Source organism: Cupriavidus sp. KK10, assembly GCF_018223725.1.
GTDB lineage: Bacteria > Pseudomonadota > Gammaproteobacteria > Burkholderiales > Burkholderiaceae > Cupriavidus > Cupriavidus necator.
This window is the reverse complement of sequence record NZ_CP073677.1, coordinates 4,673,261-4,686,942: the sequence shown is the minus strand read 5'-3', so window position 1 is coordinate 4,686,942 and position 13,682 is coordinate 4,673,261. Positions and strand designations below refer to the sequence as shown.

General features: G+C 68.0%; 12 protein-coding genes. 4 read left to right on the top strand and 8 right to left on the bottom strand.

The window, feature by feature from the left end; translation table 11 throughout:
- Positions 1–67 precede the first annotated feature (67 nt).
- The gene (gene prpB, locus KB879_RS21820; protein WP_013956854.1) at positions 68–976 is read right to left on the bottom strand and encodes a methylisocitrate lyase; all 909 of its coding nucleotides are present in this window, start codon (positions 974–976) and stop codon (positions 68–70) included.
- A gap of 281 nt (positions 977–1,257) precedes the next feature.
- On the opposite strand from prpB, the gene prpR reads away from it, so the two are divergent.
- The gene (prpR, locus tag KB879_RS21815) at positions 1,258–3,222 is read left to right on the top strand and encodes a propionate catabolism operon regulatory protein PrpR (protein ID WP_211979757.1); all 1,965 of its coding nucleotides are present in this window, start codon (positions 1,258–1,260) and stop codon (positions 3,220–3,222) included.
- 13 nt (positions 3,223–3,235) lie between these two features.
- On the opposite strand, the gene KB879_RS21810 is transcribed toward prpR, so the two are convergent.
- Both KB879_RS21810 and KB879_RS21805 read right to left on the bottom strand, forming a co-directional pair.
- Positions 3,236–4,237, bottom strand: coding sequence for a cysteine synthase A (locus KB879_RS21810; RefSeq protein WP_211979756.1), 1,002 nt, complete (start codon positions 4,235–4,237; stop codon positions 3,236–3,238).
- 115 nt (positions 4,238–4,352) lie between these two features.
- Entirely contained in the window at positions 4,353–4,646 is a 294-nt protein-coding gene (locus KB879_RS21805) for a putative quinol monooxygenase (RefSeq protein ID WP_010812104.1), read from the bottom strand.
- 225 nt (positions 4,647–4,871) lie between these two features.
- On the opposite strand from KB879_RS21805, the gene KB879_RS21800 reads away from it, so the two are divergent.
- Positions 4,872–6,095, top strand: coding sequence for an HD-GYP domain-containing protein (locus KB879_RS21800; protein WP_013956848.1), 1,224 nt, complete (start codon positions 4,872–4,874; stop codon positions 6,093–6,095).
- Between the two features lie 15 nt (positions 6,096–6,110).
- On the opposite strand, the gene KB879_RS21795 is transcribed toward KB879_RS21800, so the two are convergent.
- Entirely contained in the window at positions 6,111–7,019 is a 909-nt protein-coding gene (locus tag KB879_RS21795; RefSeq protein ID WP_153956253.1) for a LysR family transcriptional regulator, read from the bottom strand.
- 117 nt (positions 7,020–7,136) lie between these two features.
- Between KB879_RS21795 and KB879_RS21790 the strand changes: the two genes are divergently transcribed.
- Positions 7,137–7,454 carry a multidrug efflux SMR transporter gene (locus KB879_RS21790; RefSeq protein ID WP_018313582.1) on the top strand — a complete coding sequence of 106 codons (318 nt, stop codon included), beginning with the start codon at positions 7,137–7,139 and terminating at the stop codon, positions 7,452–7,454.
- 92 nt (positions 7,455–7,546) lie between these two features.
- Positions 7,547–8,878, top strand: coding sequence for a mechanosensitive ion channel family protein (locus tag KB879_RS21785; protein ID WP_013956845.1), 1,332 nt, complete (start codon positions 7,547–7,549; stop codon positions 8,876–8,878).
- 14 nt (positions 8,879–8,892) lie between these two features.
- Here the strand turns inward: KB879_RS21785 and purT are convergent, their stop codons facing one another.
- The 4 genes from purT to KB879_RS21765 all read right to left on the bottom strand — a co-directional run bounded on the left by purT (position 8,893) and on the right by KB879_RS21765 (position 13,666).
- A complete protein-coding gene (purT, locus tag KB879_RS21780) occupies positions 8,893–10,098 on the bottom strand; it encodes a formate-dependent phosphoribosylglycinamide formyltransferase (RefSeq protein WP_080569540.1) in 1,206 nt (401 codons plus the stop codon).
- A 259-nt stretch (positions 10,099–10,357) separates the two neighbouring features.
- A complete protein-coding gene (locus KB879_RS21775; RefSeq protein ID WP_211979755.1) occupies positions 10,358–11,602 on the bottom strand; it encodes an MFS transporter in 1,245 nt (414 codons plus the stop codon).
- A gap of 180 nt (positions 11,603–11,782) precedes the next feature.
- Entirely contained in the window at positions 11,783–12,775 is a 993-nt protein-coding gene (locus KB879_RS21770) for a tripartite tricarboxylate transporter substrate binding protein (protein WP_211979754.1), read from the bottom strand.
- A gap of 126 nt (positions 12,776–12,901) precedes the next feature.
- Positions 12,902–13,666, bottom strand: a complete 765-nt coding sequence (locus KB879_RS21765; protein WP_153956254.1) for a crotonase/enoyl-CoA hydratase family protein — start codon at positions 13,664–13,666, stop codon at positions 12,902–12,904.
- Between the last annotated feature and the right edge of the window lie 16 nt (positions 13,667–13,682).

The following is a 13,682-nucleotide window of genomic DNA, read 5'->3' as shown; positions in this document are numbered from 1 at the left end:
GCCTGGTATTGCCTGTCTGTTGTCGTGCAAGCGGCCGGGACAAAGCCCGGCCGCGCGTGAGTCTTACTTACTTGCCCTTGCCTTGTGCGAAGAGCGCGTCCAGCTTCTGCTCGAAGTCATGGTAGCCGATGCTCTCGTAGAGCTCGGCGCGGGTCTGCATGGTATCGACCACGTTCTTCTGCGTGCCGTCGCGGCGGATGGCCGCGTAGACGTTCTCCGCCGCCTTGTTCATGGCGCGGAAGGCCGACAGCGGGTACAGCACCATCGACACGCCGGCGCCGCCGAGTTCCTCGGTGGTGAACAGCGGAGTGGCGCCGAATTCGGTGATATTGGCCAGCACCGGCACCTTCACCGCATCGACAAACTTGCGGTACATGGCCAGGTCGGTCATGGCTTCCGGGAAGATGGCGTCGGCGCCGGCTTCCACGCACGCGACGGCGCGCTCGATGGCCTTGTCCAGGCCTTCGACGGCGAGCGCGTCGGTGCGGGCCATGATGACGAAATTCTCGTCGGTGCGGGCGTCGACGGCGGCCCTGATGCGGTCGACCATTTCACCCTGCGTGACGATTTCCTTGTTGGGGCGGTGGCCGCAGCGCTTGGCGCCGACCTGGTCTTCGATATGCATGGCCGCCGCGCCAAACTTGATCAGCGACTTGGTGGTGCGGGCCACGTTGAAGGCCGAGGCGCCGAAGCCGGTGTCGACGTCCACCAGCAGCGGCGTGTCGCACACGTCGGTGATGCGGCGGATATCGGTCAGCACGTCGTCCAGGTTCGAGATGCCCAGGTCCGGCAGGCCCAGCGAGCCGGCCGCAACGCCGCCGCCCGACAGGTAGATGGCCCGGTAGCCGGCGCGCTTGGCCAGCAGGGCGTGGTTGGCATTGATGGTGCCGACTACCTGCAGCGGATGCTCGTCGGCAAGCGCCTGGCGGAAGCGGGCGCCAGCGGAGCGCGCGAGGTCGGAAGCGGAGTAGGTCATGGCGTATGCGTTGGTGAACAGGACGGGCCTAATACTGCAAGGGGTGTGCCAAGCCCTTGGGCGGGCCCGCGGGAAATCCGCCAGCCTTTGTCAGCGCTGGGCTGGCGGGCAGGGCGGCTGGCCTCGCCGCCGATTTCATGTCATCTTTTCAGCACAATTGAATTTCAAAATCACAAGTTTGGAATTCAAAGTTGAAATCCCGGGCTGCGTGGCGGACAATGTGCCAGCACTGTACGCCTGTTCGTCCCGGGTTTCACCACGCATTCTTTCCGCATTGCACCATGGCTCCTCCCGTTTCCACGCAAGCCCGTCCGCGCATCTGGGCCATCGGCATCAGCCGCCTGGCACGCGCCTTCGCCGACCTGATTCCGGCCTACGCCGACCGGGCCGAATTCCGCATCGTCGGCAAGGGTTTCGAGGCCGCCGCCAGCGCCGTGGCGCGCGAGGCGCGCGAGGGCCGGCTCGACGTGGTGGTGGCGGGCGGCTCCAACGGCGCCTACCTGCGCCAGCACGTGGATGTGCCGGTGGTGCTGGTCAAGGTCACGGGCTTTGACGTGATGAGCGCGTTAGCCACCGCGCGGCGCATCTCGCCGCGGGTGGCGCTGGTCACGCACGCGTCGACGTATGCCGAGGTGGATGAATTCGTGCGCGCGTTCTCGCTGTTGGTCCCGGCCTATACCTACCTGACCGAGGACGATGCCGTCGCACGCGTAAAGGCGCTCAAGCAGGAGGGCATCCAGGTCGTGGTCGGCCCCGGCCTGGTGACCGACCTGGCCGACCGCTATGGCCTGACCGGCGTGTTCCTGTACTCCGGCAACTCGGTGCGCATGGCGCTGGAAGACGCGATCGAGGCCGCGCGCCTGCGCCGCATCGAGGCCACCCGGCGCGACTACGTCAACACCATCCTGGCGCACCTGAACGAGGGCGTGGCGGCGGTGGATGCCGAAGGGCGCATCCAGTCGTTCAACCCGGCGATGGAGCGCTTTCTCGGCACTTCCGTCGCCGCCGCGGTCGGGCGCAAGCTGCAGACGCTGGCGCCAAACCTGGCGCTCGAAGGCGTGATGCAGAGCGGTGACAAGGAACTGGAAGCGATCCACAAGCTCGGCGACAAGATGGTGGTGGTCAACCGCATCCCCATCATCGGCGAAGCCGGCACCACCGGCGCCGTGCTGACCATCCAGGACGCCAGCGCGATCCAGCGCGTGGACCGCAACCTGCGCTCGCGCGCCCGCACGCGGCCGGCCGGGGTGCGCTACAGCCTGGACGACCTGGCCGGCACCTCCGCGGCCATGACCGAGCTGCGCGAACTGGCGCGGCGCTACGCGGCGGTGGATTCCACCGTGCTGATCGGCGGCGAGAGCGGCACCGGCAAGGAGGTGCTGGCGCAGGGCATGCACGACGCCAGCCCGCGCCGCGCGTTCCCGTTCGTGGCGGTCAATTGCGCGGCCTTCCCCGAGGCGCTGCTGGAGAGCGAGCTGTTCGGCTATGAAGAGGGCGCCTTCACCGGTGCGCGCCGTGGCGGCAAGGCCGGCCTGTTCGAGTCGGCCCACAACGGCACGCTGTTCCTCGACGAGGTGGGCGACATGCCGTCCGCGCTGCAGACGCGCCTGCTGCGCGTGCTGCAGGAAAAGCAGGTGCTGCCGATCGGCGGCCTCGACGCCGTACCGGTCAACGTGCGCGTGATCGGCGCCACTCACCGCGACCTGGCCGCGATGGTGCGCGATGGCTCATTCCGGCAGGACCTGTACTACCGCCTCAATATCCTGCGCATCGAGATGCCGCCGCTGCGCGACCGCTCCGAAGACCTGCAGGAGTTGGCCGAGCTGCTGTACCGGCGCGCCCAGGAGCGCCTGGGCATGGACCGGCCGCAGCGCCTGCCCGCCGCGGCCCGCGCGCGGCTGGCGCGCTACCGCTGGCCGGGCAATATCCGCGAGCTGGAAAACGTGACCGAACGGATCGCCGTGCTGGTGGCCGGGCGCCGGCTGGACAGCGACGCGCTGCAGCGCGAGCTGCAGGCAGCCGTGCCGGAGCTGTTTGGCGATGGCATGCTGGCGCCGGCCGAGGCCGACGCTGAGCACGCCGCGCCGGCAACACGCCCGCGCCGTTCCCTGGCTGGCGTGAAGCAGTCCAGCGAAGTCGAGCATATCCGGCGCGTGCTGGCCGAGTGCGGCGGCGACCGAGCCGCGGCCTGCCATATCCTTGGCATCAGCCCGACCACGCTGTGGCGGCGGCTCAAGGCGGCGTGAGCCGCGCAGGCATTTACACGGCGGGGCCGGCACGCCGGAACGGAATCGGCTGCAGCCCCTTGCCCTCCAGCCAGGCTTCATTGAACAGCCGTGCCATGTACAGGTCGCCGCGGTCACATAGCAGCGTGACGATGGTATGGCCCGGCCCCATCTCGCGCGCCAGCGCCACCGCGGCGCCGACGTTGATTCCCGACGACCCGCCCACGAACAAGCCCTCCTCGCGCAGCAGGCGGTAGACCATGTCCACGCAGGTCTGGTCGTCGATGCGCACCGCGTCGTCGATGGGCGTGTCCTGCAGGTTGGCGGTCACCCGGCTGGAGCCGATGCCTTCGGTGATCGAGCTGCCTTCGACCTTGACCTCGCGGTGCTTGACGAAGTGGTACAGGCCGCTGCCGTGCGGGTCGGCCAGCACGATGCGCACGCCGGGCTTGTGCTCTTTCAGGCAGCGCGCGATGCCGGCCAGCGAGCCGCCGGTGCCGGTGGAGCAGGTGAAGGCATCGATGTGCCCGCCGGTGGCGTGCCAGATCTCGGGCCCGGTGGTCTCGTAGTGGGCCTGGCGGTTGGCCAGGTTGTCGAACTGGTTGGCCCAGATCGCGTTGTCGGTCTGGTCGGCCAGCCGGCCGGCAATCTTCTGGTAGTTGTCCGGATCGGCGTAAGGCTTGGCGGGCACCGCGCGGACCTCGGCGCCGAGCATGCGCAGCCGCTCCATTTTCTCGGGCGACTGCGTGTCAGGTATCACGACGATGCAGCGGTAGCCACGCGCCGCGCACAGGTGGGCCAGGCCGATGCCGGTATTGCCGGCGGTGCCTTCGATGACCGTGCCGCCGGGCGTCAGCAGCCCGCGCCGTTCGGCATCACGGATGATGTAGAGTGCCGCGCGGTCCTTGACCGAGCCGCCTGGATTGAGGAATTCCGCCTTGCCGTAGATATCGCAGCCGGTTTCGGCGCTCAGGCCGGCCAGCCGGATCAGCGGGGTGTGGCCGATGGTGCCGGCAAATCCATCCCTGACTTCCATGGTGCACTCCTGCCGTGCCCGCTCCGGGCGTCACATTGAGTGATAGATCGGGGCGGCGGGAATGACAAGCAGGGGGACGGCCAGAAGTGACCGGGATTGCCCGTGGCCAGGCGGATCAGGCGGCGTTGAGCCAGCGGAAACTGAAATCGCCTTCGACGAAATCCGCGCGCGAGGCGTGGAAATCGCGCATATAGGGCCGGTTCAGGTGCGATTCGAGCGCGCGCTTGGAGTCCCAGACCATGTAGATCACAAAGACCCGCGCATCCTCGGCGTCTTGCCCGACGTGGTAGTCCAGGCAGCCGGGCTCGGTCAGCCCGCGCGAGCGCAGCGTGGTGAGCTGGGATACCAGCGCCTCGCGGCGGTGGGTCTTGGCACGGGCGATGCCGACTAGCGTGTACGTTCCGGACATGGGTGAACGGGGGCGACTGGCTGGCGTCTGTGAGCACTGGGCAGGCCATTGTAGCGCCGGCGGTACCGCCCCCCGGCAATGCCCGAGGACGCCGTCCGGGCATTCGGGCGGCGCTTGACAAGGGCGGGCGGCACGGTTCCTCCCCGCAATGGGGGCTAAAGTCCTGCCGGCGGCCGCCGATAAACGGATCGACAACAAGAAAACCATCATCCGAGGGGGTAACGCATGTTGAGACGCATACGGTCGGAACAACTGCAGGTCGGGATGTTTGTCGCCAGGCTTGGCGGCCCGTGGATCAACCATCCGTTCTGGCGCGCAAAGTTCCTGGTCGCCACTGAGGACCAGGTCCGGCAGATACAGTCGGCAGGGGTGCAGGAGGTCTGGATCGATATCCTGAAGGGCCGCAACGTACCGGCGCCGGACACGCCGGAAATACCCGGACCCGTCCCGGCCCCGGAGTCGACACCCGACCCCATGGATCCGGCCACCGTGCCGCCACCCGCCGCCACGCTTGATGCCGAGATCGTCCGCGCGCGCGAGCTGCTGCAATCCGGCAAGGCCGTGATCGGCTCGATGTTCGCCGACATCCGCATGGGCCGGGCGCTGGAGGTCAGCGGCGCGCTGCTGCTGGTCGATTCCGCCTCGCGCTCGCTGTCGCGCCATGGGCAGGCGTTGCTGGCGCTGGCGCGGCTCAAGGCGCGTGGCGACGACAACTACCTGCACGCCTTCGCCGTCTGCGCGCTGATGATCGCCGTCGGCCGCACGCTGGGCCTGCCCGACGACGAGGTGCGCGAACTCGGCCTGGCCGGCCTGGTCCACGACATCGGCAAGCTGACGCTGCCCGCGGCCCCGGTCCACAAGGCCAGCGAACGCACGCCCGAGGAAGAGGAGATCTACCGCCGGCATCCATCGGCTGGCTACCGCATCCTGAACGAGGCCCGGCTCTATTCGAACATCCCGCTCGATGTCTGCGTCCACCATCACGAACGCGTGGACGGGCGCGGCTTCCCCTACGGCCTGGCGGGGAACGAACTGAGCGTGCACGCCAAGATCGGCGCGATCTGCGATGCCTATGATTCGCTCACTTCCAGCCGCCCGGGCCACCGGCCGTGGTCGCCGGCCCGCGCCATGGAATACATGGCCGTGCGTGTCGACACGCTGTTCGACCGGCGCGTGTTCAAGGCCTTCACCCGCACCGTCGGCATCTATCCGCTCGGCACCGTGCTGCGGCTGCGTTCGAACCGGCTGGCGGTGGTCTGCGCGCAGAACGAGGCCGATCCGCTGCGGCCGAAGGTGATGGCGTTCTATTCCGTATCGCAGTCCAGGCCCGTCCCCACCGAACTGATCGACCTGCGCCACAGCGACGAGACGGTGGTGGCGTTCGAGAATGCCGCTGACTGGGGGTATGCGGATGAGCAGCTGATGGAGATGTATGCGGCGGCGGCCTGAACCGGGGGCAAGTCTTCAGCCCGCCACCCATTCCCCTTGTCTCAGCCGCTCATACAGGAAATCGCCCAACACCCGCACGCGCGCGCTGTGCCTGAGATCCGGATGCGTCAGCACCCACAAATCGGTATCCATGGCTTCATCGACTGGCGCCAGCCGCACCAGGTCTGGGTTAGCCCCGGCCAGCAGGCACAGCAGCATGCCGGCGCCCATGCCGTGCCGTACGGCATCCGCCATGGCCACCAGGCTGTCGGCACTGACGGCGCGGCGGGGTTCCGGCACGTGATCGCGTATCCAGCGCGCCTGGGCAAGGTGGGATAGCGCATCGTCCGGCACGACCCAGTCATAGGCCGACCAGTCCGCCAGCCGCGGATGGTCGGCTTCCGTTGGCAGGCCGAGTTGCTGCAGGTAGCGCCGTGCCGCATACGGCGCCGTCTGCAGCCGCCCGATACGGCGGCCCACCAGGTACTCCGGCGGCGCATTCGCCGGCCGGATCGCCACATCGGCCTCGCGCCGGCTCAGGCTCAGGAAGCTGTTGTTGATGACGATCTGCAGCTGGATGCGCGGGTGCATCGACCGGAATTCTGCAAACAAGGGCATCAGCAGTCCACCCAGCAGCGTGTCGGTCGTGGTCACGCGCAATGGCCCGCTCAGCTGGCTGTCGAGGCCGGACAGCTGGCGCTGGGCAGCATCGATCTGCTCGCCGACGCCGGCCAGCCGGTGCGCCAGGGCCTCGCCTGCGGCGGTCATGGCGTAGCCGGTGGCATGGCGTTCGAACAGCAGGGTGCCCAGGGTCTCTTCCAGCCGCGCCAGCCGGCGCAGGACTGTGGAATGGTTGACGTGCAGGGCGCGCGCGGCGCCTGCGAGCGAGCCGGACTGGCCCACGGCAAGGAAATACTTCAGGTCGTCCCAGTCTGCTTCCTGCATGTTTGCATAGCCCCTTTGCAGAATTCGCCAGTTTTCGTGCTGATCTGCACAGCCTACAGTGGCGTCGCGTGCCCGGCAATGGGTGTCGGGCGGCACACCTGGATGAAAGACATGGCAATGGCGTGGATGCTGCTGGTGCTGGCGGGCCTGATCGAGATCGTGATGGCGCTGGCGCTCAAACATACCGACGGCTGGACGCGGCCCGGGCCGACAGCACTGGGCATCGGGGCGGCGCTGGCCAGTATCTTCCTGCTCAGCGCGGCGCTGCGGCACTTGCCGGTCGGGACGGCTTACGCAATCTGGACCGGGATCGGGGCGATCGGGGTGACGGTGATCGGCATCCTGTTCCTGGGCGAAAGCGCGGCGCCGATGCGGCTGGTGTTGATCGGGCTGATCTTTGTCGGGATTGGCGGGCTGAAGCTGCTGCCGGCGTAGGACCTTGGGGGGAATCCGTTTCGGATTCGGGGTGTGGCGGACACGTTCTGTACACTATCTGGCCAAGCCACTGGCTATAAAGTCGCCCCTCCATGAGTTTCGATGTCCTGCTGGCGCTGTTCCAGCAACGTATTCCAGCCCATCCATGGGCCCAGATTGCCTCGTACCTGCTGGTGCTGGTGCTGATCGCCGTGGTGGCTCAGTGGCTGTTCGGCCACGTGATGTCGCGTATCGCCCATCGCTTGCTGACGGTATGGGGCAAGGCCCCCTGGAGCAAGGCGCTGACGCGTTATCGTGCCTATCGGCGCTTCGGCTATGCGGTCGGGTTCGCGGTGATCACCGTCGGCATTGGCGAAGTGCCGCACATGGGCCGCTATGCGCTGGCCATCGAGCGCCTGGCCCATGCCGGCCTGTGGATCTGCTTTTTCCTGATGCTAGGCGGCGTGCTGAGCGCCTGGCAGGACGTATACGCCAGCAGCCGCGAGGCACAGACGCGCTCGATCAAGGGCTATATCCAGGTGGGGCGGCTCGGGCTGGGGCTGGTGTGCTCGGTGCTGGTGCTGTCGATCCTGATCAACCGCTCGCCGCTGTGGATGCTGTCCGGCCTGGGTGCGCTGTCGGCGGTGCTGCTGCTGGTGTTCAAGGACACGCTGTTGTCGCTGGTGGCCAGTACCCAGCTGACCTCGAACGACATGCTGCGCATCGGCGACTGGATCGAGATGCCCCAGTGCAATGCCGACGGCTACGTCAAGGACATCGCCCTGCATACGGTCAAGGTGCAGAACTGGGACAACACCGTGACCACGGTGCCGACCTACAAGCTGTTCTCCGAGAGCTACCGCAACTACCGGCAGATGTTCGAATCCGGCGCGCGGCGCATCAAGCGCACGTTGCGGCTGGATGCGGGCAGCGTGCGCTTTCTGGAGGACCGGGAAGTGCAGGCGCTGATGCGCTTCCGGCTGCTGCACGACTACCTGGAGGAGAAGCAGGCCGAGGTCGACGAGGCCAACCGCCTGCTGATTGCCGCCGGCAATGACCCGGTCAACCGGCGCCGGCTGACCAATGTCGGCACCTTCCGCGCCTATGGCATTGCCTACCTGAAGGCGCACCCGGAGATCCACCACGACCTGCTGCTGAACGTGCGCATGATGGAGCCCGATTCGCAGGGCATCCCGGTGGAGATCTACTGCTTTACCGCGCTGACTGCGTGGATGGACTATGAGCGCATCCAGGGCGATGTCTTCGACCACCTGCTGGCGATCCTGCCCGAGCTGGGCCTGCGCCTGTACCAGGCGCCGTCAGGCGCGGATCTGACCGGCGTGCGCATCTCGCCGGTGCTGGCCGCGGCGCAGGTGGCGGCGGCACAGGCCACCGTCCATCATGCCCCTGCCCACGGCGCCGCCGCGGGCAGCCATCCGATCTGAGCTGCGCCTGACGCTCAGCCGACCGCGCGCGGACGCACGCGGCTGGCGGCTTCCTTGGCGCGGGTGCGGGCGGTGTCGACATCGTCCGCGTAGGCCAGCGCCACACCCATGCGGCGCTTGATGAAGCTCTCGGGCTTGCCGAACAGGCGCACCTCGGTCTGAGGCACGCTTAGTGCCTGGTCCACGCCATCGAAGACCACCCCCTGGGCATCCACGCCGCCGTAGATCACGGCGCTGGCGCCGGGGCTGCGCAGCGTGGTGTCGACCGGCAGGCCCAGGATGGCGCGGGCATGCAGTTCGAACTCGTTCTGCCATTGCGTGGCCATGGTGACCATGCCGGTGTCGTGCGGACGCGGGCTGACCTCGCTGAACCAGACCTGCTCACCCTTGACGAACAGCTCCACGCCGAACAGGCCCATGCCGCCCAAGTCTGCCGTGACCGCCTGCGCAATGCGCTGGGCGGTTTCCAGCGCGGCGGGGTGCATCGGCTGCGGCTGCCAGCTCTCGACGTAGTCGCCGCTGACCTGGACGTGGCCAATCGGGGCGCAGAACTGCGTTTCCACCTGGCCGCTGGCGCCCATGGCGCGCACGGTCAGCAGCGTGATCTCGTAGTCGAAATCGATAAAGCCTTCCACGATCACGCGGCCGTGGCTGACGCGGCCGCCGGCCATTGCGTAGTCCCAGGCCGCCTTGACGCCATCGGGACCGTCGATCTTGCTCTGGCCCTTGCCGGAGCTGCTCATCACCGGCTTGACCACGCACGGGTAGCCGATGCCGCCGTCGATGGCAGCCTGCAGTTCATCCAGCGAATCGCAGAACTTGTACGGGCTGGTCGGCAGGCCGAGCGATTCGGCGGCCAGGCGGCGGATGCCTTCGCGGTCCATGGTCAGGCGCGCGGCGCGGGCGGTGGGGATCACGCGCACGGTGCCGGCGGCTTCCAAGGTTTCGAGCATGGGCGTGGCGATGGCCTCGATCTCGGGCACGACCAGGTGCGGCTTTTCCGCCTCGATCAGCGCCTTGAGCTGGTCCGGGTCGCTCATGGCGATGGTGCGCGCGTGGTGGGCTACCTGCTGGCCGGGTGCATTGTCATAGCGGTCGACGGCGATGGTTTCCACACCCAGGCGCTGCAGTGCAATCAGCACTTCCTTGCCCAGCTCGCCGGAGCCGAGCAGCATCACTTTGGTGGCAGAGGGGGAGAGAGGCGTTCCGAGGGTGGTCATGGCAGCGGGTGGGACGGGAAGGAAAGCCGAGATTGTACGTGTTGGGGGCTGTCTGTGGCGCCGGCGGGGGGCGCATATTGGTATGGGCCGGGGAAGGGCTTGGCGCGCGTGCCACCCAATTCAGCGAAGCACCATAAAAAGACCCGCGCGGGGCGGGCTTGAAAAGGCCTGAGGATCCAAGACCGGACCACTCAGGATCCATGCTAGGTGCTAAGCGCGCCCTCCGCATCCCCCGTTCGGGGCGGCCCGGCACAGTGTTTCAGGACGTGGCCATCAGCGGCGGCTGCCGCCGCGTGGCCACGGCAAATGCAATTTGCGCCAGACCCGCGGCCAGCCCCAGGGTCACGCCGACCTGCCACGCCACGGTGTAGGAACCCAGCGCGTCGTAGACCAGCCCACCGCCGAAGGCGCCGAGAAAGCTGCCGATCTGGTGGCTGAAGAACGCCACGCCGCCCAGCATGGCCTGCCAGCGCAGGCCGAAGGTCTCGGCGATCCAGCCCGATACCAGCGGCGCCACGCCCAGCCACAGGAAGCCCATCACCGCGGCGAACACCAGCGTGCTTTGCGGCGTGGGCGCCGACGAGAAGTACCAGGTCAGCGCCAGCGAGCGAATCGTATAGATGCCGCCCAGCAGCATCAGCTTGTTGAAGCGGCCGCCGGCCCAGCCGAAGAAGATGCTGCCCAGCACGTTGAAGCCGCCGATCACGCCCAACGCCTGCGCGCTGAGCATCGGGTCCATGCCGCATACGTCCAGATACGACGGCAGGTGCGTGGTCAGGAACACCAGTTGCATGCCGCAGACGAAATACGCCAGCGCCATCACCACGAACGGCGCATGCCGCAGCGCGGTGCCCAGCGCTTCACGCGCGCTGTCCTGGCCGCGCCCTGCGGGCGACACCAGCGGCAGCCGGTCCACGCGCCCGGCAAACCACGCCGCGGGCAGCATCACCAGCGCCAGCAGCACGAACGCTGCCAGCCCGGTGCGCCAGCCGTAGGCCTGCGTCACCATCTGCCCGATCGGCGCCGCCAGCAGCGCACCCAGCGAGCCCGCGCCAGACACCAGCCCCAGCACCGTGCTGCGCAGCGCCGCCGACACCGGCCGCGCCGCCACCGCCATCGCCAGGGCGCTGCCGGTGCAGGCCATCGATGCGCCAATGGCCACGCCCGCGCGCAGCGTGACGCCGACCATGCTGTGCGCGGTCGCCAGCAGCACCAGTCCGGTCACATAGAGCAGCGAGCCGGCCAGCATCAGCGGCCGGAAGCCGATCCGCGTGGCCCAGGCCCCGGCCAGCGGCTGCAGCAGGCCCCACGCCAGGTTCTGTACCGCGATGGCGATGGTGAAATCCGATACCGAGATGCCGAGGTCCCGCGTCAGCGGCGGCATGAAGATGCCAAGGCTCTGGCGCAGGCCCATGGCCAGGCTGAGCATCAAGGAGGCGCCGATCAGGATCGGCAAGGCCGGGCGCAGGGCTTCGTAGCGGGAAGGCGCGGTGGGGGTGGGCACGGTGTGGTCTCGTCGTTGTCGTTATCGTTGTGAGCCCCGGGGCGCTTTCCATGTCTTTACATTTAAGCGTGCGCTGAATATACCGCAGGGTAGGGCGAGGGTATGCCCCGGGTCCCACCGTGTCAATTTGGCTTTGGGCGGGTCCGCCTTCCGCTTTGCCGAAGGCGGCCCCGCGCCTGGCTAGTCCAGGCTGACCTTGGATGCCCGGATGGTCTCGCCCCAGCGCTTGATGTCGCCGCTGACCAGCGCGGCGAACTTCGGCTGCGGTTCGCCGCCCGGAATGCCGCCCATGTCGCGGAACCTGGCCACCACCTCGGGGTCGCGCATGGCCTTGCCCAGCGCTTCCTGCAGGGTGGCGGCAACGGCCGGCGGGGTCTTGGCCGGCGCAAAGAAGCCCAGCCAGCCCATTACCACGAAATCCTTCACGCCGGCCTGCGCCATCGTCGGCACGTCCGGCAGGGCCGGCAGGCGCTCGGCGCTGGTCACCGCAAGCGCGCGCAGCTTGCCGGCGCGGATTTGCGGCAGCGCCTGCGTCAGGTTGTCGAACATGAAGGTGGTTTCGCCCGCCAGCACGGAGGTCGTGGCTGGTGTCGACCCCTTGTACGGCACGTGAATCACTTCGGTGCCCGTGCGCAGCCGGAATAGCTCCGCCGTCAGGTGCGTGGTCTGCCCGATGCCGGCCGAAGCATAGGAATATTTGCCCGGGGACTGCTTGAGCTGCGCCATCAGCTCGGCCACGCTGCGTACCGGCGACTGCGCGCCGACCACCAGCACGTTGGCAAACGAGATCAGGTCCGTCAGCGGCAGGAAATCCTGCGGCTGGTAGGACAACTGCTTGTAGGCGCTGTAGTTGATCGCGTGCGAGCCGGTATTGCCGACCAGCAGCGTGTAGCCGTCCGGCGCCGCGCGCATGAAGGCCTGCGTGCCAATGATGCCGCCGCTGCCGGGCTTGTTGTCGACCACCACCGGCTGGCCCAGGATGGCCGACAGCTTCTGCGCCACCAGCCGTGTCGGAATATCGGTGGTGCCCCCCGGCGCGCCGGGCACGATGATGGTGATGGGGCGCTCAGGCCAGGCCGCGGCGCTGGCCGCCAGCGGCAGCATGGCGGCGGCGGTTGCCAGCAGCAGGGCCGCGGACGTGTTGAACAGCGATTCTGGCAGCTTGTGTTTCATGGGTCTCCTCCATGTTCTGGTCTGCGTGCTGCTTGGAATGTGCGAACGGCCGGCTTGCGGCCGGCCGTTCTGTAGTCCACTAGCGCAGGACGGATGACATCGATGCCCTCCGCCTGGCGTGCGCCATCACTTGCCCGTCCACACCGGCTTGCGCTTCTCGGCGAATGCGGCGGCACCCTCGCGGGCATCGGCCGAGGTGAACACCGGCGCCAGCAGCGGGCGCTGGCGCTCGAACATCTCCTCGGCGCTCCAGTCGGCGGACTCGGCCACGATCTGCTTGCTGACCGCAACCGCCAGCGGGCCGTTGGCGCCGATCTCGTCGGCCAGCGCCAGCGCGCCTGCCAGCGCCTGGCCCGCTTCGGTCAGGCGGTTGATCAGCCCATAGGCGTGAGCCTGCTCGGCGCCCAGCATATTGCCGGTCAGCGCGTATTCCATGGCGATGTGGTACGGCACGCGGCGCGGCAGGCGCATCAGGCCGCCGGCGCCGGCCACCAGCCCCCGCTTGACTTCAGGCAGGCCGAACTTGGCCGCCTTCGACGACACGATCAGGTCGCACGCCAGCGCCAGCTCGAAGCCGCCGGCCAGCGCATAGCCTTCCACCGCGGCGATCAGCACCTTGCGCGGCGGCTTCTCGGTCAGCCCGCCAAAGCCGCGGCCAGGCAGGCTGGGGCGCTTGCCTTCCAGGAAGCCCTTCAGGTCCATGCCCGAGCAGAAGGTGCCGCCCGCGCCGGTCAGGATGGCCACGCTCAGGTCGTCGCGGCTTTCCAGCTGGTCGATGGCGGCGGCCAGCGCGGTCGCGGTCTCGAAGTCCATGGCATTTTTCGCCTGGGGCCGGTTCATGGTGATCAGCAGCGTATTGCCGTGGGTTTCCAGTTGCAGCGTGTCGCTCATGCGGTTTCCTTGTCAG